The organism is Marinobacter guineae, from assembly GCF_002744735.1.
GTDB lineage: Bacteria > Pseudomonadota > Gammaproteobacteria > Pseudomonadales > Oleiphilaceae > Marinobacter > Marinobacter guineae.
Genome location: NZ_KZ319339.1, coordinates 143377 through 162086, shown reverse-complemented (window position 1 = coordinate 162086; position 18710 = coordinate 143377). Strand labels below are relative to the sequence as shown.

Genomic DNA, 18710 nt, shown 5'->3' with positions numbered 1-18710 from the left:
GGTTGACTCCAATAACGACAAAGAAAGGAGAGTGCAGTGACAATTTCCCGCAGAGACTTCCTTATGGCCATGCAGGCGGCAGCCATTGCCGGTCTTGCTCCGAAACTTGCTTTGGCAAAAGGTGGCGAGGGGTTGTACGACGCACCGAAGTTCGGCAATGCCCGATTGCTTCATCTCACCGACATTCATGCCCAGCTGTCTCCGGTTTATTTCCGCGAACCCAACGTGAACCTGGGTATTGGCCCCAACAAGGGCAAGGTTCCGCACCTGGTCGGAACGCACTTCCTGGATCATTTCGGAGTTCCGTTGGATACTCGGCGCTCCCACGCATTCACCTATCTCAATTACACCGAAGCCGCCCAGGAATACGGAAAGCTGGGCGGTTTTGCCCATCTCAAAACCCTCATTGATCAACTCCGGGAGCAGGCCGGTGCCGGCAATTCGCTGCTGCTCGACGGGGGCGATCTCTGGCAGGGATCCGGAACCGCATTCTGGACCCAGGGCGAGGATATGGTGGAGGCCAGCAACCGTCTTGGCATCGATATCCTGACGGCTCACTGGGAGTTCACCTATCCGGAAGAGCAAATTCGCAAAAACCTCAGTGCCTTCAAGGGAGAGTTCCTGGCGCAGAACGTTTTCCTCTCTGACGAAGCTATGTTCATGGGGGCGGAATCCTACGACGAAGCCAGTGGCCGGGTCTTCAAGCCGTATACCATCCGGGAGTTGGGCGGCAAGCGCATTGCGATCATCGGCCAGGCTTTTCCTTATACACCGATTGCCAATCCGTCGTATTTCATTCCTGACTGGCGGATGGGAATCCGGGAATCCGAGATGCAGGAACTGGTCAACGACATCCGGGAAAAGGAAAAGGTCAATGCGGTGGTGGTCCTTTCCCATAATGGCATGGACGTGGACCTGAAAATGGCAAGCCGCGTGACCGGGATTGATGCCATTCTCGGTGGCCACACCCATGACGCGGTCCCGCAACCCACCGAAGTGACAAACCCGGGCGGAAAAACCCTGGTAAGCAACGCCGGCACCAACGGTAAATATGTCGCGGTACTGGATCTGGATATCGGCAATAACGGTGTCCGGGGCTACGAATACAAACTGTTGCCGGTGTTTTCCGATCTCATCAAACCCGATCCTGCCATGACCAGCTTCATTGAGGAAGTCAGGGCACCATACTTGGACAAGCTCGGAGAAAAACTGGCCATCACCGACGAACTGCTTTATCGCCGGGGCAACTTCAACGGCACCATGGACCAGGTGATCTGCGACGCCCAGAGAAAGGTACTCGATGCCCAGATCTCCCTGTCACCGGGCTTCCGTTGGGGTACGAGTGTTCTACCGGGTGATTCCATCACTATGGATGACGTAATGAACGCCACGGCCATTACCTATCCGGAAACCTATGTCCGGGAAATGTCAGGCGCCGATCTTATGCTGATCATGGAAGATGTGGCCGATAACCTGTTCAACAAGGATCCGTATTACCAACAGGGCGGCGACATGGTGCGTGTTGGCGGCATGGATTACACCTGTGATCCAACAGCCAGCATGAACGGACGAATCTCGGACATGCGCCTGGATAACGGCGAGCGGATTGAAGCCAACAAGATGTACAAGGTCGCTGGTTGGGCCACAGTGAATTCGCGGGCACCCGGCCCACCAATCTGGGACGTGGTTGCTGACTACCTGAGGTCGGAGAAGACAGTCAGGATCGACAAGTTCAACACACCGACGCTCAAGAATGTAGCGGGCAATCCAGGTATTGAAGACTACGCAGGATAAGTGATGAGCAGGAATTTCTTGGTCGGATCCATGGCAGTGTTGCTAGGCCTGATGCTCCTGGCAGGAGCGGGCACCCTTCACGCGGAACCAATGAGCGAGAGCAAGCCGTTTGCCGAGAAATTCCTGCTTCTTCAATTGAGTGATGGTGAGGAGGAGAAGCAGGACAAGGTGCTCAGTGTTGCTGCCAACCTGTTGGAATACTATGGCCCGGATGCGATTGATATCGAGATAACCACATTCGGGCCGGGTGTGCGCCTGATGTACTTAGACAACACCCGGCGGGAAAAGATCAGCAGCCTCATGGCCCAGGGCGTTCGGTTCACCGTCTGCATGAACACCATCAATACCATCGAGAGAGACACCGGAACCCGTCCGGATCTCCATCCTGAAAGCATCCCGGTCGACGTGGGGGTTGCCCATATCCTGGACGAAGTCGAGGCAGGCTATGTTCTCGTTCGCCCATGATCGTCTGGCCTCATAAAGGAAACGTGCCATGAAGACCAAATTGTCAAAACCCCTCGTGTTCGTCTCGGCCCTTGCTGCCACCGGTATTGCTGGCGCCCAGGAAAATGATCAGCCGGTGATGGTGGAGATCAAGAGACTCTCCATGGACACCGCACTGACCATCGCGAAAACGGCAATCGACACCTGCCGGGAGCAGGGCGTTCAGGTCTCGGTCACGGTAGTGGACCGGGGCGGGCATCCCCAGGTGGTATTGCGGGATGTTCTTGCGATGGACCTGTCGCTTGAAGTCAGCTATCGGAAGGCCTACACCGCCATGACCTTTGCCAGCACCACGTCGTCTTTGGAAGACCGTTTCACCGGTCCGTTTTCCGTCGGCAAACTCGAGAAGGTTCTGCTGTCGGCCGGGGGCGTCCCCATCCAGGCAAGTGGTGAAACGGTTGGTGGTGTCGGTGTGAGTGGCGCACCTTCCGGCGAGACGGATGAAAACTGTGCCCTGGCAGGCGTTGCCGCGGTGGAAATGGATCTGGAAATGGCGTCTTTTTGATTATTTTATCTGGAAAGGCCGGGGGGATCATCATTCTACGACGTTTTATTAAAGTGATTTCCCCGTTGCTTCTGTTACCTTCGCTGGCCATGGCGGCGTATCCGGACGCAGTCCAGGTACTGGTTGATGAAGGTCTCAAGGTAGAAGCCAGCTTCGATGCGCCGGGGGGGCTGAAAGGCTTTGTCGGCCGCAGGAACGGACATTCAATTTCGCTGTACCTTATGCCGGACGGCGAACACGTCGTTATCGGCAAGATGGTGGATGGTTTTGGCCAGGACCTCAGCGCCGAGCACCTTAGAAACTGGCTGCCCAAGCCGGATTTGACCGGTGCCTGGCAAGAACTGGCGGATTCGGCCTGGGTGTCAGAAGGCCCCAGTGACGCCAAACGCATTGTCTATGTCTTTTCAGATCCCAACTGCGGCTACTGTGTGGTGTTCCGGGAGAAGGCCCAGCCTTTTCTGGAGCGGGGCATCGAGTTGCGGCACATCATGGTAGGAATCATTCAACCCTCCAGCCTGGCCAAGGCGGCCAGCGTGCTTGGAGCGGAGGATCCGGTCAAGAAACTTGAATTCCATGACAGTCAGTTCCCGAGAGACTGGTTGGAATCCGAAGAGAATGTTCCGCAGGACCTGCGGCGACTCGTCCAAAGCAATAACCAGCTGATGGAAAGTCTGTTCGTGGCAGCAACGCCATCGGTTTTCTACAAAGACCGGGATGGAGCAATACGCAAGATCGTCGGGTTGCCTGATGACTCGGCGTTATCCGAGGCGGTTTTCAGAGATCCGGAATAGCGTGGCTAATCGCGCCGGCGCGTTCCACAGAAGGAGAATAACAATGGGTTTTCGAGGGCTGTTTCTGACTTTATTGATACTTCCGGGACTTGTTGCTGCAAGCAATGGGATTCCGGAGCAACTGGAACTTACCAAGGTATCGGACCGGGTATACTCGGCCATAGGTGCGACTGCACCGGGCACCTACGAGAACCACGGCCACAACAACAACCTCAGTTTCATCATCACCGAGAAGGGAGTGGTGGTGTTCAATGGCGGTGACAACTACCTGCTGGCGAAGTCCTTCCACAACTCCATTCGTAGCGTCACCGACAAAGACGTCAAATACGTGGTGAATGAAAACGCCCAGGGTCACTCCATGCTGGGCAACAGCTATTGGCGCGACCAGGGCGTTCCGATCATCGCCCAGAATGAGGCAATCGCGGAGTTCGAACACCAGGGAGAAGCCAAACTGGCGTCCATGCAGCGCCGGAATGAGGAAAAAGCCGAGGGGACCTACGTCGCCGTGCCCGATATCGGGTTTGAGGAACGTTACGACCTGGACATGGGCAACGTCACTATCGAGCTGCACTATTTTGGTCCGGGCCATTCGCCGGGCGATCTCGCCCTTTGGGTCCCCGAGGAAAAGCTGCTGATAACCGGCGATCTCGGCTTCCATCAGCGTTTGCTGGCTGTATTTGAAGATACGGATACCGGCGCATGGGTCGAGTCTTTCGACAAGATGACAGCGCAGCTGGATCCGGACATTGTGATTCCCGGTCATGGTGAGCCAACCACCATCGATGTGGTTACCAAGGAAACGCGTGGCTATCTGGTGTTCCTGCGTAACGCTGTGATTGAGATTCTGGAGCAGGGCGGTGGGCTGGATGATGCCTATCAGATCGACCAGTCCCAGTGGTCCTACCTCGATACCTTCGAAGAGCTTGCGGGCAAAAATGCGGGGCGCGTTTATCAGGACCTCGAGTTCGAGTATTTCTGATTTTCAATCGAATCTTTTGAGCGGAAATACAGGCCGGGGCAATTCATTTGCCACCGGCCTGGTTCAGTTTCCCAGCTCCCGAATATTCACATTTTTTCTGAACGCATATCCAGGATCCAGTTCACCAGCTTTCTTGCCTCCTTCTCGCTGACTTCAGCACGAGCATCCATTTCGGGCATCTTTGCGGAACCCCAGTGTGCTTCGCCACCTTTCATAACAACCTGAACCAGCTTGTCTGCATCGTCCTTGGTATATTTCTGGGCGATGCTCTGAAAAGAGGGCGACCGGGGTAGCTCGTCACTGGTGGTGTGGCAAGCCATACACTGTTTTTCTTCAGCCAGTTGCATGGTGCTTTTTCCATGGGATTCTGCCAGCGCCGTTACAGAGCCGAGGCCGAGGCAGCTTGCAAGCGCAGTTGATACGATTATCCGTTTCATATCGGCTTCCTTTCGTTCGATCATCAATTTATCGTTCGAGATTACTGCCAATGGTCTTGACCAAATACTGCCACCTCGTTAATAAACTTAGACCAAGACGCGTGGCTATTGTAGGAAATATGGGATGAAAATGTATGTTTAGGCAATTTAGTGCCTTGTCACGGGAAAGATAGATTTCTGTAAATTCAAGGGTTGTTGAGGATGCTTATGAAGGGTTCCGTGCAAGGCATTAAAAACTATGAAATTTATACCTGCTTTCGAAGCTTTATCTCATTTCATGAAGCCAACGCGCCTCTCATGAAACTGAGGAACTTGTGGTTATTAGCATGTGCAATATTGACTCTCAATGCGCTGGAGCCGCCGTTTTCGGATAAATGGAACAGGTTGCTGGGCGCCAGGAAAATACCCTGCTTAGCCGCTTGGTGGGCTAATTCCATACCGTCAATCCCTGCTGGCAGCGGGCACCAGAGATAGTAGCCGTCAGTCGGGCTTTCGATGCTGTTCACCCCAAGGCTTCCCAGGGCAGATACTGCGTCAATACTGGCATTGGCGACTCGGTCTCGTAGACGTTTCAGATGTCGCCGATAACGCCCACGAACAATCATTTCATGCACGATTCGTTCTGTTATGCCAGAACTACTGACCACCGTCAGCATCTTTATGTCCGTAAGGGAGTCAATCAAATCAGGGCTGGCGGCGATATACCCACACCGAAGACTGGCTGACAAGGTTTTCGAAAATGTGCCCACATAAATCACCCGGTTGAGGGCATCCAGGGAGGCAAGGTGAGGTGTGGATTTAGGCAGGATGTCCGCAAATGGATCGTCTTCAATAACTACCAGGTCATGCTTCTCTGCAATGGTGAGCAGCCGATGCATCTTTTGCAACGACATAGACGTTCCGGTCGGGTTATGTGCCATTGGCTGGACAAAAAGCAGTTTTGGGCGCCACTGACGGATCTTTTCCTCAAGCATGTCCAGGTCTGGTCCGTCTGTTTCCCGATTCACACCGACAACTCGAGCCTTCTGAAGCTTCAGCTTACCGAACATCGGGTAATAACCCGGGGTTTCAACCAGCACGACGTCGTTGGCGTCAACGAAATGGCGAACGATCAAGTCGAGAGCGTGGTTGGCGCCAAACGTCATTAGCACCTGGTCTGGGGTAGCATTTATCGCGCGCTCGGCGAGAGCGCGAGCGACATCTTCTCGCAGCGCCTGAAGACCCTGAGGGCGGCCATACTCAAAATCATCGGCGTAGTCCGATACATTTGATGTGCGTTTCAGATAGCGACCAATCTCTGAACTCTCCATCCAGCTCGCAGGTAAACGGCCATCTCCGGCCCGAACCTCATAATGTTGATTCAACTGTTCCCTTAAAAGGGACACCAGGTCGACAGCTTCGGTGACATGCTCGGAAGCTGGCGCCGGCTGGGACGGGTTTGCAGATTGAACGTAAAATCCGGAACCGCGCCTGGGGCTGATAAACCCGGTCGCTACCAATCTGTCATAGGCATCTGTAACTGTGTTTTTCGAGACACCGTGGCCTTCGGCCGCCACCCTGATAGAGGGTAGCCTCGTACCAGGGGCCAGCCGTCCGGATTCGATTTGCTGAATCAGGGTGTCAGCAATTTGTTGTGCACGAGCGATGTACCCTGCCATATCAACTCCAAATTGTACCAGCAGTTGGACTGGTACAGTCCGTGGTACAGATGTTGTAACTGTCACTTGTCCATTCTAAGCCACTGTCTTAATTTGTACAGGCATGCCGTTTTCTTGGTCAATCAGTTGTCGGCCTGGCGGTGCTAACAAAAACAACAGAGCGTATTCCTGACGGTAACCGTTGGCGAATTCGCCACCAGTTAGATGGAGAACAAAATGAAAGAATTAATCAGCCAGAGAGCTTCGACGGGAATCCGTCGTACCTTTACCGGTTTCCTCAGTGCTGTGCTGCTATCCTCCGGACTGGCCACAGCGGCCGAATCACCGTCTGTCAGTTGGCGTATGCAAGCACTCTGGGATGCAGGAACAACTCCCTATGAGTTCGAAAAGAAGTTTGTTGAGCGGGTGTCTGAACTTACCGATGGCAAGTTTTCTATCCGACTCTTTGGTGGCGGACAACTGGTTCCTTCGGCCCAGGCATTTGAAGCGGTTCGTGGTGGCGCCTTTGAAATGATGAAAACATTCGATGGCTACGAAGCTGGCTCTGTTCCGGCGTTCGCGTTTACCAGTACTGTTCCGTTTGGCTTTCCTGAGTCTGATCAATACGAAGCCTGGTTTTACGAAAAAGGAGGGCTGGAATATGCGCGCGAAGCCTACGCTAAAGCAGGACTCTTCTACATTGCTCCCACCGTCTACGGTCAGGAACCTATTCACGCCAAGTTCCCGATCAACAAGCTTGGGGACGTTGAAGGCAAGAAAGGGCGGTTCGTTGGACTCGCCAGTACCGTCATGAGCAAGTTCGGGGTCTCCACGACGCCACTCCCGACAGCTGAGGTATACCAGGCACTGGAGAAAGGCGTTATCGACCTTGCCGACCGGGGCGACCTAACTGCAAACCTGGAAGCAGGGCTTGGGGAAGTGGCAAAATTCGTCATCGTCCCCGGCTTCCATCAGCCGACCACAGCCACTAGCTATGTGGCAAACCAGCGCGCTTATGACAAGCTGCCCGATTCCTACAAAGCGGCTCTGGCAACGGCTGCCCGAGAAATTTCGTCTTCTCTTCGTCAGCACATTCTGGCTCAGGATGCTGTTGCTCTTAAGAAGTTCGAAGAGCAGGGCGCCGAAATAATCCACCTCGATCCTTCCATTGTTACTGAGGGACGTCCGATTGCCATGGAGGCCTGGAAGGAAGCGGCAGGTGACGACGAACTCGCCAACAAGGTATTGCAAAGCCAGGTGGACTTCATGAGGGAACTGGGACTGCTGGAGTAACGCAGCAGGTTGTAACTCAAAGCCAGCCCGGTTTCAGGGGCTGGCTCCCGGTTTGAGGGTCATGTATGTCTATCGTTAACGGTTATTGCAACGCCATTACCGAGATCAACCGATGGCTCGCTATTCTGGCCTCGCTACTGGTCTTCGTTATGGTTGCCGCCATCTCTTACGAAGTCGTTGCCCGCTATTTCTTTGATGCCCCCACTGTGTGGGCGCTTGAGTTGTCGACACTCTTACTGGGGCCGTATTTCATGTTGGCGGGGCCCTATATTCTGCATACTGCGGGCCACGTCAATGTCGACATTCTCCACAGCAAACTATCGCCCCGTATGGCGGCGATAGTAGATACCTGCATTTATCCGGTTATCGGACTGATCTGCTGTGTTCTCATTTACCAGAGTATTCCGGTTGCATTGAATTCAATTGACTCCGGCGAGACGTCCTTCTCGTCCTGGAACCCCGCCATCTGGCCGGTAAAAACCCTCATACCGGTGGCTTTCAGTCTCTTATTACTGCAAACGATTGCCGAAACGCTCCTTTCGATCCGTCGCATCGGCCAGCGCGCTGAAGTCGAAGGGGAGGTCAGGACATGAGCTCTACCCTGGTACTTTCTGCAATGTTCATTTCCCTGTTGCTTCTGTTACTGAGCGGGATGCCCCTCGCCTTTGTTCTGATGTCCCTGGCGGTGGTGTTCACTATCTTGTTGTGGGGAACAGATGCACTGGTACTGACGGTGCTTCAGACCTACGACGTGATGACATCCGATGTATTGTTGGCCATCCCGCTGTATGTCCTGATGGCCAGCGTCCTTCAGCGATCAGGCATTATTGAGGCGTTGTATAAGGCCATGGAGCTTTGGTTCAGGCAGATACCTGGTGGTCTGGCCGTTGGCACCATCGCGATCTGCACAGTGATGGCGGCCATGACCGGCATAGTTGGAGCGGCTGTGGCCGCCATGGGCATCCTGGCGCTGCCATCCATGCTTCGTCGAGGCTACGACGAAAAGCTGGCGCTCGGAACCATCTGTGCAGGTGGGACGCTAGGCATTCTGATTCCGCCTTCAATTATCACCATTGTTTATGCCGCCACCGCTCAGGTCTCGGTGGGCAAGATGTTTGCTGCGGGTATTGTCCCGGGTATGGTTCTGGCGGGCCTGTACATTTCCTACGTGGTTATTAAGACCATGTTAAAACCAAGTGTTGCGCCGGCTCCGGAGCAAACTGATATCAGTTGGCTGGCAATGTTCGGGTCGCTGAAATCTCTGGTGCTGCCAACGCTGATCGTGTTCAGCGTGTTGGGCAGTATTTACGCCGGGATTGCCACGCCGACCGAGGCAGCTGCGGTTGGGGTCGTCGGTGCGATGGTATCAGCAGCCCTCCAGAGCACGCTTACAGTAGTCAATCTCAGGGATGCCGCTATGGATACCCTGCGGGTGACCACGATGATCATGTGGATAACGATCGGTGCAAAGATTTTCGTTTCAATCTTTACCGGCACCGGCGGGGCAGATTCACTTCTGATGTTCATCCAGGATCTGGAGTTGAATCGCTGGATGGTGCTACTGGCGATGATGGGCATCCTGGTGTTGCTCGGTCTATTTCTGGATGAAATTGGCATCATCCTGCTGTGTGTACCGGTCTTTATTCCCATTATCAACGCGTTTGATTTTGATCCTATTTGGTTTGGTGTGCTGTTCCTGATCACAGCACAAATGGCCTATATCACACCGCCGTTTGGTTACACGCTGTTTTACATCAAGGGTGTATTGCCACCGGGAATCGGTATGGAAACCGTCTATCGAGCCATTGTTCCATTCCTGGTGCTGCAGTTGCTGGCCTTGCTGCTGTTCATGTTATTCCCGGATCTGGTGACATGGTTACCCAACCAGCTGTCCCAGCGCCTTGTATCCTGATTTTTCGTTACGGAGATTGATTCCATGCACATCCAAAGTTCGCGTATTTCCGGCTTTCACAACCTGTCGATGAGTGAGCGCCGGGACAAGGTAATTGAAATTGCAGGCCTGGGTAGGGAAGCAGCAGACCATCTGGCCAACACCGGAAACCTGGAAGCCGGAATAGCTGACTCCATGATCGAAAACGCCATTGGCACTATGAATATCCCCCTTGGCGTTGCTACCAACATGATTGTGGATGAGCGTGAAATGCTGATTCCCATGGCGACGGAGGAGTCCTCCGTAGTGGCTGCTGTATGCAATGCTGCACGGCAATGTCGAGACTCTGGCGGCTTTATCACCTCCATGTCTGGCTCACTGATGATCGCTCAGGTTCAACTGATAGACGTCCCCAATCCAGAATTCGCACGCCTGCAGATATTAGAGAACAAAAGCGATATCAAAGAAGTATGTGATGAGACAGATCCGGTGCTTCTCAAACACGGTGGCGGGTTCCGCGACATTGAAGTAAGAGTGCTGGAAGACAGACACGCGGCCCCAATGGTCATCACACATCTGATCGTTGACACCCGTGATGCAATGGGCGCCAATGCCGTAAACACCATGGCGGAAGCCGTTGCGCCGATGATTGCCCAATGGACAGGCGGCCGGACCTATCTGCGAATTCTGTCCAATCTCGCTGACCGGAGGCTTGCCAGAGCCAGAGCGACCTGGACACTGGATGCAATCGGGGGCGAAGCGGTGCGTGATGGCATTCTTGCGGCTTACAACTTTGCCGACGTCGACCCATACCGGGCTGCCACGCACAATAAAGGCATAATGAACGGTGTGAGTGCCGTAGTGCTGGCGACGGGTAATGATACCCGAGCAGTAGAGGCCGGTGCCCATGCTTATGCGGCACAAACTGGAAGATATCGCTCATTGACCCATTGGGAAACCGACCGTAATGGCAACCTTACCGGCATGATTGAAATGCCGATGGCCGTAGGGTTAGTTGGCGGTGCGACCAAATCTCATCCTACCGCGCGGATCTCACTGGACATCATGGGTATCGACTCAGCAGAGCATCTGGCGCGTACATTTGCCGCTGTCGGACTTGCACAGAATTTTTCTGCTCTTAAAGCTCTGGCAACCACCGGAATCCAGAAGGGTCACATGGCATTGCATGCTAAAAATATTGCCGTAATGGCAGGTGCAATCGGCGTCGAAGTCGAATCAGTAGCAAAGGAACTGGTCAATCGTGGCAAGGTTCGGGTGGATATCGCTGAAGAGATATTAAAATCCATGCGGAGGGGATAATTTTTGCTCTTTTCCCGACCGGGCCAAGACCGTCCATGATTCTGAAGTCCCTCTTACCAGAACCATGGACGTCGCGTTTGCTACTACTGAATAAGGGGGCTTCTAGACATAAAAGTCCAGGTCCTCCTGGGCTTTCAGCAGATCCCGCATCCTGATGGGGTCGTCACCAAAGAAGAAGACCAGGCCCCAATGAGTGCCGAAGGCTGACCGGTCAGGAACGGTCTCTTCAGTCGGCTCATGCAATTCGTGGGACACGAAATAGGGATGCTCAATCGTTTCTTTGGGCATTTGCAGTTTGCTGACCACACGACGGCGTGGATACACGCCGAAGCAACCTGCGTAGCCTTTCGCATCGACCACTTCGCGGGGGAAAAAGTTATCCACTTCCTCTTTTGTGCTCTTGGGGTCGAATACCAACATCGATGCCTGATAGGCGTTGAAGCCATAGGCCATCTCGATGAGCTCGAAAGCCTTGAACCCGGGCGGGCGGTAGGCAACCTCACCAAAGTACATTTCACCGTCTGCAGTGACGAAGTACTCGGGATGAATCAGGCCGAACTTGATATCAAACGTCTTGATCAGTAACTCGATCTGCTTGGTGATCGCGTTTCGCCAGCTCTCGAGTTGCTCGGTAGCGGGTACGAACACCGAGTAGCCCAGAGTTACATACTCTGAAATATTGAGGAACTTGATTTTGCCATCGTGGATCCAGGCTTCAACAGCAAATTCCCAACCACTCAGGTGGCTTTCCATCAGCAATGGATATTCTTCGGCCGGAATCTGGTCGATTTCCTCTACCGTGCGGATCATTCGGTGGCCCAGGCAGCCGGCCTTGTCGAATGCCTTGACGTGAATCGGATCGTCAGGGTCACCATCAAGCTTGAGCAATGTCTGGTTAACGCGCTTCATGAAGCGGACGATGTCTTCTTTCTCGTGCGCTTCCTCGAAGATCCCGACACGAATACCGCCAAGCTGCGCCCTGCGCTTCATCAGAGCCTTGTCACGAAACAGAATCGACTGCCCGTACATACGAGGGCTGTCGAGCAGGACAGAGTTGATGGCACCAGACCACTCAACGGTTTCCTCGAACAACGGGATGGCGACATCAACGCCTTCCGCCTTCAACGTTTCGGCAATCTCCAGGGACCTGTCATTCAGACGGATAAAATCCCACGGGATGAAGGGTATGTTGTTTGCGGTACAGAAATCCGTAGCCCATTCCGGAGCCACAACGATATAGCGGCGGTCGAACTTCTGTGCAGCCTTGATTGCATTGACGCTCCAGCCAAGGAGGGCTATGTAGCCTTTATTCGGATCCTTCGGGGTCTCGGTTCCTTTGACCGAGTCCATTTCCGGATCGCGCCAGGCTGCTACCGCTTCGGGCATTTGCTTTTCTGATGATATCGACATTCGATGTTCTCCTTGCTGGTTAACCCAGACAAACTGCGCAGACATTGGAGCGCACCAGGTAAACTGAGCCTTCATGCAGTGTCGTTTATAGGGGATTGAATAGCTGGTCACGCGAATCCCAAGTACTAACATAGTCGGTCTGGTTACAAATGGAAACGAAAGACCCGGAATCATTTGCATCCGAATGCCCTTGGGAGCATCGTTGAAAGACCACAAACTGTCTGTTGCGTAAACAAGGAAGGTATCGTGACTATGCCCGGCTCTGATTTAGCTACCAACCCTTCTGTTGCAAGGTTTGACGAGGCTCTGGAACAGCTCGCTCTTGCTCGGCAGAGCGAGCCCGCAACCCGCAACACAAAAGTGCTGGAAGCGTCACTTCATGTTATGGAGGTGCCTGGCGGTCTGGACGCGCTGTACGCCCGAGTACCGGAGATGGAGGCCACCGGCGTATTTACCAGCAGTGACTGGGACCAGCCTACCATCCTGCGACCCGCACTTGCCGTAAGAACGTTACGCCAGGGGGCCCCGGATTTCACTGCCATCGAAGCCCTGAGTGAGCTTCGTCTGCTTGCCGTAGCCATGGGTGATTACCTTCATCCCGGAATTTCAGCGGAGCAGGCCAGACACTTTCTGACTCAGGTGACGGCACTGAATCTGGACCTGCTGTCTGGCCAGATGAGCGAAGCGGATCGGGAACGTCCGCAGGGGCTCGGACAGATCGTCAATTCGCTTTACCAATACCTGCTCAACAGGCTGGGTTATGAAAGTATTCTCGACAGCCTGGTGGATGAAGTGCAGCGCTTGCTGGCCCAGCGCCCAATACAGACAGACAGCATCAAGCAGATGGTCAGCCAGATTGCCAAATGCCTGTTTGATCCGGAAATTGAAACCTCAGGCATGGACAAAGCGGCGCGGCTAGTCAGCGCTTTGTTTGGACCAACCAAAGGGTGCCGCGACGATCCGGGCTTTGCCGTCTACGGCGAACGTCTGGCCACCATGGACGAACTCGCTCTATCTGAGGAGGCGCAAGGCTTTGCCAGTGCGATGCATGAGACGGGCATGGTTTCTCCTTATCATCCCATGTTGTTACGGCACCTGCGGGGCCACCGGGATGACCTGATACCGCTGGCATTGGGCCTGAGCATCACCGGCAACGATGTGCTTCAATGCTACCGTCAGATCGTGCTCGAACTGATTGACCAGGTCGTTCACCCGGAAACCAGTCAGGCTGTCTATGGCCTTACCATGTTTCTTGAACGCGGATCCCTGTTCACACCGCCTTTAGCAGCAGGCCTGTGGCGGCAACTCGAACTGAAACTGTGCCCGGCGGCGTCCGACAGGCTGAGCGCGGTTTTCGGTGAAGCGCATCCTCCACGGGTGTATTTACTGGCCGGTGTACTGAGCCTTCTGGGCCAGCCGTTAGGTGTGGGCCAGGGCAATAACCCGACGTGTCAGTCAGTCATCGGCCTTTCCATGTGGTCCTTTAACGACGCCGATTTTCTGTTACAGCTGGTGGCCTGGGCTGCCCGAGATGACGATGTCATCATGCGATTCGAAGGACAATATATTACCTCGCAACACCTGGAAGCAGGCCTTGCGAAAGTACCTCCAACCGACGTCGATCCAGTTTCATTGATTCTGACACCTCATCTTGACCGCATTTATGGCGAGATGGGGCGATTGTGCGGGGTACGCGACGACGACCTGCATCGCTGGATCAACCCGGAGATGTACGGCTGGTGGGTAGGGCATGGCTTTCTCAGTGTTATAAGCCGGGAAACAGGCAAAATCCATGAGTATGAGGACTTCATCCGCCATTTTTATGCCTCTTATCACCCTTATTACAACGGCAACATACCGATCATCCATCCGCAACCCGCTGGCATCGCTGTCACTGATAGTGGAGGGCGCCTCGTTGGACGCCATGCCATAACCATCCTCCGGGTCAACCTTGATCGCGATGGCGATATGCGCATCTACTTTTTTAACCCCAATAACGACAGTGGCCAGAATTGGGGCCAGGGTATTAACTGCTCGACAGAGAGTCATGGTGAGCGCCACGGCGAAGCATCACTGCCGTTCGCTGAGTTTGCTTCACGCCTATGTGTGTTTCATTACGACACCAGGGAACTGGGGGATATGACCGTGGTTCCTGAAACAGACGTGACACGCGCCACAGAGTTGGGCCGTAACAGTTGGGCTGCGAGTTATGAGTAGGGGGCTTTTTCAGGGATTCCCCAGTTCAGCAACCGGTCAGTTTCCTTCTTTACCACGGCATAACATTCACAACACAGGGACTCCAGTTTCTCGCGGTCCAGCACCTCAATCGTGCCGCGCCTGTAGCTGATCACACCAAGCTTCTGGAGTTTCCCTGCGGCTTCGGTCACGCCTTCACGCCGGACACCCAGCATGTTGGCGATTAACTCATGTGTCATCAGCAGAGAATTACCTGGGAGTCGGTCAAAGGACATGAGCAACCAGCGGCATAATTGCTGATCGATATGATGATGCCGGATGCAGACTGCAGTCTGTGCCACTTGGGTGATCAGCGTTTGTGTGTAATGCAGCAGGAGTTCCATGAGTCTGCCGTTGCGAGCAAACTCCTCCTTGAGTATCTCTCTTGGCAGCGCATAGGCTCCACCCGCGCTTCGTACCATAGCCCCGATCGGGGTGCTCTCTCCACCCGTGAACAAGGGCACTCCAAGCACACCTTCATTGCCAACCACTGAGATTTCGGTGGACGCACCATCATGGGTAACGTACAGCAGTGAAATGATGGAATCAGTCGGAAAATAGAGATGGTGCATTTTCAGGCCAGGCTCGTATAGCACTTCCCCCAAGGGAAGATAAACGAACTTCAGATGGGGGCGCAGACGCGCCATGCTGTCTGCCTGTAGTGCGGCTAGCAGGTGATTTGGTTGCGGTTTCTGATTATCGAACGAAAATGCGTATTCCGTCGCCATCCCGGTGTCCTCCCTGTGCCAACCGGTAAAACGTAAAATCATGTAAAATATAGTACAGCTTTAAGGGTGCTGTGTGGTACCGAGCATATAGAATTGATCCGAGTTAATCCGATCCAGCTCCGAGGCCATTCAGACCTTCTCCCAGTCGGGTGTGGGTTCCATGATTTTCCAGTCAGGATTTCAGCCTGATCTAGGCAACGGTTATCGAAGCACATGCTGTATTTAACATAATATACATTATGCGCAGTTTAGTATGCGTTGAAATAACATTATTACGGATTTTATGAACGACAACACAAAGTGCTAAACCTTTCCACACAAGGAGCTAAACTTTCACGCAAACCACTAAACTACTCATCAACTCGATATCTCGATGATTCTGAACGTTTTCGGTTTTTTCTCGAATGGCGCCTTTAGGACGATCAATGTCTAGGATTCTAGCGGTTAATTTCGATTGTGAAATAGCGTCAGCCCTGATAGCGGAAGAAGAACGCTGATGACGAACATTATCCATGAACAAAGAAGGTCCGTGAAAATTGCTCAAAAAATTGCGGGCCATGTGTCACCTTCAACCACTTTAATATACGAGGAGCTTCCGGAGGAGTCGCTCAAAGAAGCCCTTGGAGATGCTGGACTCCTATATGGGGCCCAGAAAAATAAGGGAACACAATAAATTTTATCCAGTAAACGACCAAGCGGAATGGCGCCAAATCCGTCTCTGCTGCCCTTAGGATTTAGGACAACACCTTTTCTTCAGGTTCTCGGTCAGAAGATCCTAGTGGCCAGTTTAAGGTGACAAATGATCAGCTATTTTGTGCAACAGTATTCTCAGTATTTCTTGATCTACTGCTGACATCGCCAGATCTATCGCGCCATGCCCATACCCTTCTCGATATTCTTCTGCTTCCTGATGAAGGTCTCTGGCAGTTCGAGATCTGATATCAACACTAGGCGCCTCTTGTGTAGTAAGGTAAGCATCAATTTCGTCTAAAAGTAAATCATCAGCGAGGCCAAGAATAATGTTTAAGCAGGCTAAGCCACAGCACGCTTTTTCCAAAGTTGCCCACCCAGTCTGATATTTACCCGACTTATGTGTCCAGTTCAGAAGTAATTTTCTAACCTCTAGAGCCTCGGTAGCACAGTCTCTCTTATGGGCATCAACCGCAGATTCAAATATGGTGTCGGCAATACGAAAAGTCTCTAGAAATTTAATGGTCTCTTCATCACCAGGCACCCAAGAAAGTACCCAAATTAGCCACATAGCAGACTTTCTGAGCTTGTCTGTATGATGATGATCACAAGCCTTTGAGCAAGAAATCGCCAACAGTAATTTTGTGATGTAAACAATCCAATGAACAAGGTCAAATGTGAGATGAGATTTTTTCTCGATTGATAGCAATAGTAGCTCTTTTTCAGTTTGGTAGAGGTCACTTCCCCATTCAGAAATATTGCCTATAACAAGATTTGCATCCTTATTATTAGAGTCAGCTTCTGATAAGGCATTGGTCAATTCTGTCAACCAAGCCATTAAGGAATTCTCGCTAGTCCCAGAGTAGTAAGGGGCCAGGCTCGAACTGTGAGTACTCATCAGCGGCGTGTCAGGTGTACTAAGGTACATTTCCGCAATTAGTTTTATCTGGTTTCTTACTTGTTTTATGGCAAAATCTATATCCGCAGACCTACTGCGCAGCAAATCAAACGTAAGAGTGGCAAGCTGCTTAACTGCTATTTGAGACACTGCCTGGTAGTTTTTATTTACAACCCCTGTACAGCCAGCGAATCCAATCTTTTCTGAGATAGAGCCGATATGTACACTCCTGTCATGGGCAACAATAAGCCTAGCCGTACTTCCCAGTACTGAAACACCTTGGATTAACACATCAGCCATATTGTGTGGAATGGTATCTTCTACTGCCTTTTCCAGGTAGCCTGCAACCAAATGTGCATGAGATTTTGAGGACACTAAATCTCCATATTCTATGGATAAATAAATTCGCGTTAGCTGGAACAAGCTTTGATAGTTCTGTTCAATAAATTGTTCGTCTTTCCTCGATATTCCAATTTGAATATTTTGTCTGAAATGTTCAAGTGTCCCTAATAAAAAGCTGTCAGATGCCAGGAGATTTTCGAAAAAATAGTTGTTCGAAAAAAATGTTCTTCCTTTCGCTTTGACGTAGAAAGAATTGATTGCAACTACTCCATTAAGGGCTACTCGGGATACTTCGTGGTCTCCCTGCTCTGCGTATCGTCTTGCGAAGGTAATGCAATAGTAAATCGCTTGCTCAGCAGATGATGTCCAGTTTGGATGCAACTGAAAATAGGTCAAACGGTACATGTCGAATTCGCCCCTGACGTCCCCAAGCTCTGATTGATTTTTATCTTTTTCTTGAAATATAGGCGTTGTGCGTTTTGCGGCTCTGTCCCATTTTCTGAAGCTCTTTTTTGTGTCATTGACCAATAAGCTCAACTGCATTGTGGGGCTTATCAAGGTAAGTGCTCGACGGTATGCTAGTACAAATAGCAATATAATTAAAAACGAGCACAAAACTGTTGTCACAATAGCGCCAGCGACCCAGGACGTTTCAGGTAGGAATGACAGTCCAGCAATAACGATAGCCAGTGAAAACGTGACAATAAAGGATCCAAGCAGCTTTGCATCAGAACTGAATTTTCTGAATAGTCCGTGAGGCATACGTTCAACGTTTACTTGCATTGCAAACATGATTAGTGAAAATGCGATCGCCGTAGCACCTATAAGAGCACCTCCAAGAGAAAGAAAAAATTCCCGCAGTAGATCAAGTCTGCCTGTTTTTGAGAAGTACGGTTCAATATAAAGTTGAAGTAACGGTGTAAAAAATACGCTTATAACTAAAAGCGAAATTAAAGCTAGGAAGGCTATCTTTCCACCATAAATTGACTTTAAACGGGACACTAAGTTCTGTATGTAATATAAACGCTGAAAGGTCTTAGCCTGCAAAAGAACCAAAGATTTTTTTGCTCTTTTTATAGTGTTTCTTATTTTCAGCTTAGTGCGTTTTTTCGTCGCAAGTGCTTTATTTATCACAGTTTCAAGAGTCCTATACGTTTTAGCCATATTTACCTAGGGTTTTCTGGATATCCTTAAAATTAATGACCTGATCATGTTAGTCTCTTAATCAATGACTAGCAGATTTGGAGCCCCGTAAA

15 protein-coding genes are annotated in these 18710 nt (G+C 51.9%); 10 read left to right on the top strand and 5 right to left on the bottom strand.

What is annotated here, in order from left to right; all coding sequences use genetic code 11:
• Nucleotides 1–36: 36 nt before the first annotated feature.
• From soxB to CLH62_RS00685, 5 genes are read left to right on the top strand one after another with little or no spacing between them, the layout of a single operon-like run.
• A complete protein-coding gene (soxB, locus tag CLH62_RS00705; RefSeq protein WP_099616245.1) occupies nt 37–1794 on the top strand; it encodes a thiosulfohydrolase SoxB in 1758 nt (585 codons plus the stop codon).
• Between the two features lie 3 nt (nt 1795–1797).
• The gene (locus CLH62_RS00700; protein WP_099616244.1) at nt 1798–2259 is read left to right on the top strand and encodes a DsrE family protein; all 462 of its coding nucleotides are present in this window, start codon (nt 1798–1800) and stop codon (nt 2257–2259) included.
• Nucleotides 2260–2287: 28 nt separating this feature from the next.
• Nucleotides 2288–2803, top strand: coding sequence for a GlcG/HbpS family heme-binding protein (locus CLH62_RS00695; protein WP_099616243.1), 516 nt, complete (start codon nt 2288–2290; stop codon nt 2801–2803).
• Nucleotides 2804–2856: 53 nt separating this feature from the next.
• Nucleotides 2857–3594 carry a thiol:disulfide interchange protein DsbG gene (gene dsbG / locus CLH62_RS00690; RefSeq protein WP_228152738.1) on the top strand — a complete coding sequence of 246 codons (738 nt, stop codon included), beginning with the start codon at nt 2857–2859 and terminating at the stop codon, nt 3592–3594.
• Between the two features lie 43 nt (nt 3595–3637).
• Complete coding sequence (locus CLH62_RS00685; RefSeq protein ID WP_099616241.1) at nt 3638–4573, top strand: MBL fold metallo-hydrolase; 936 nt, start codon at nt 3638–3640, stop codon at nt 4571–4573.
• Between the two features lie 86 nt (nt 4574–4659).
• On the opposite strand, the gene CLH62_RS00680 is transcribed toward CLH62_RS00685, so the two are convergent.
• The gene (locus tag CLH62_RS00680) at nt 4660–5034 is read right to left on the bottom strand and encodes a c-type cytochrome (RefSeq protein WP_211285616.1); all 375 of its coding nucleotides are present in this window, start codon (nt 5032–5034) and stop codon (nt 4660–4662) included.
• Nucleotides 5035–5285: 251 nt separating this feature from the next.
• A complete protein-coding gene (locus tag CLH62_RS00675) occupies nt 5286–6668 on the bottom strand; it encodes an aminotransferase-like domain-containing protein (RefSeq protein ID WP_099616239.1) in 1383 nt (460 codons plus the stop codon).
• A 216-nt stretch (nt 6669–6884) separates the two neighbouring features.
• On the opposite strand from CLH62_RS00675, the gene dctP reads away from it, so the two are divergent.
• The 4 genes from dctP to CLH62_RS00655 all read left to right on the top strand — a co-directional run bounded on the left by dctP (nt 6885) and on the right by CLH62_RS00655 (nt 11151).
• Nucleotides 6885–7940: a TRAP transporter substrate-binding protein DctP gene (gene dctP, locus CLH62_RS00670; RefSeq protein ID WP_099616238.1), complete on the top strand. Its 1056-nt coding sequence runs from the start codon at nt 6885–6887 to the stop codon at nt 7938–7940.
• 65 nt (nt 7941–8005) lie between these two features.
• Nucleotides 8006–8533, top strand: coding sequence for a TRAP transporter small permease subunit (locus tag CLH62_RS00665; protein ID WP_099616237.1), 528 nt, complete (start codon nt 8006–8008; stop codon nt 8531–8533).
• Nucleotides 8530–9852: a TRAP transporter large permease gene (locus CLH62_RS00660; protein ID WP_099616236.1), complete on the top strand. Its 1323-nt coding sequence runs from the start codon at nt 8530–8532 to the stop codon at nt 9850–9852. The genes CLH62_RS00665 and CLH62_RS00660 overlap by 4 nt, the downstream gene beginning before the upstream one ends.
• A gap of 24 nt (nt 9853–9876) precedes the next feature.
• The gene (locus CLH62_RS00655) at nt 9877–11151 is read left to right on the top strand and encodes a hydroxymethylglutaryl-CoA reductase, degradative (protein ID WP_099616235.1); all 1275 of its coding nucleotides are present in this window, start codon (nt 9877–9879) and stop codon (nt 11149–11151) included.
• Nucleotides 11152–11253: 102 nt separating this feature from the next.
• Here CLH62_RS00655 and CLH62_RS00650 read toward each other — a convergent pair whose 3' ends face one another.
• Nucleotides 11254–12561 carry an ATP-grasp domain-containing protein gene (locus tag CLH62_RS00650; RefSeq protein WP_099616234.1) on the bottom strand — a complete coding sequence of 436 codons (1308 nt, stop codon included), beginning with the start codon at nt 12559–12561 and terminating at the stop codon, nt 11254–11256.
• A 252-nt stretch (nt 12562–12813) separates the two neighbouring features.
• On the opposite strand from CLH62_RS00650, the gene CLH62_RS00645 reads away from it, so the two are divergent.
• On the top strand, nt 12814–14778 hold the full coding sequence (locus CLH62_RS00645) for a hypothetical protein (protein WP_099616233.1): 1965 nt from the start codon (nt 12814–12816) through the stop codon (nt 14776–14778).
• On the opposite strand, the gene CLH62_RS00640 is transcribed toward CLH62_RS00645, so the two are convergent.
• Nucleotides 14769–15524, bottom strand: coding sequence for a Crp/Fnr family transcriptional regulator (locus CLH62_RS00640; protein ID WP_099616232.1), 756 nt, complete (start codon nt 15522–15524; stop codon nt 14769–14771). The two genes, CLH62_RS00645 and CLH62_RS00640, sit on opposite strands and share 10 nt — an antisense overlap.
• 787 nt (nt 15525–16311) lie before the next feature.
• Nucleotides 16312–18588 (bottom strand): DUF2254 domain-containing protein, encoded by a 2277-nt coding sequence (locus CLH62_RS00630; RefSeq protein ID WP_143752342.1) that lies wholly within the window; start codon nt 18586–18588, stop codon nt 16312–16314.
• Nucleotides 18589–18710 lie beyond the last annotated feature (122 nt).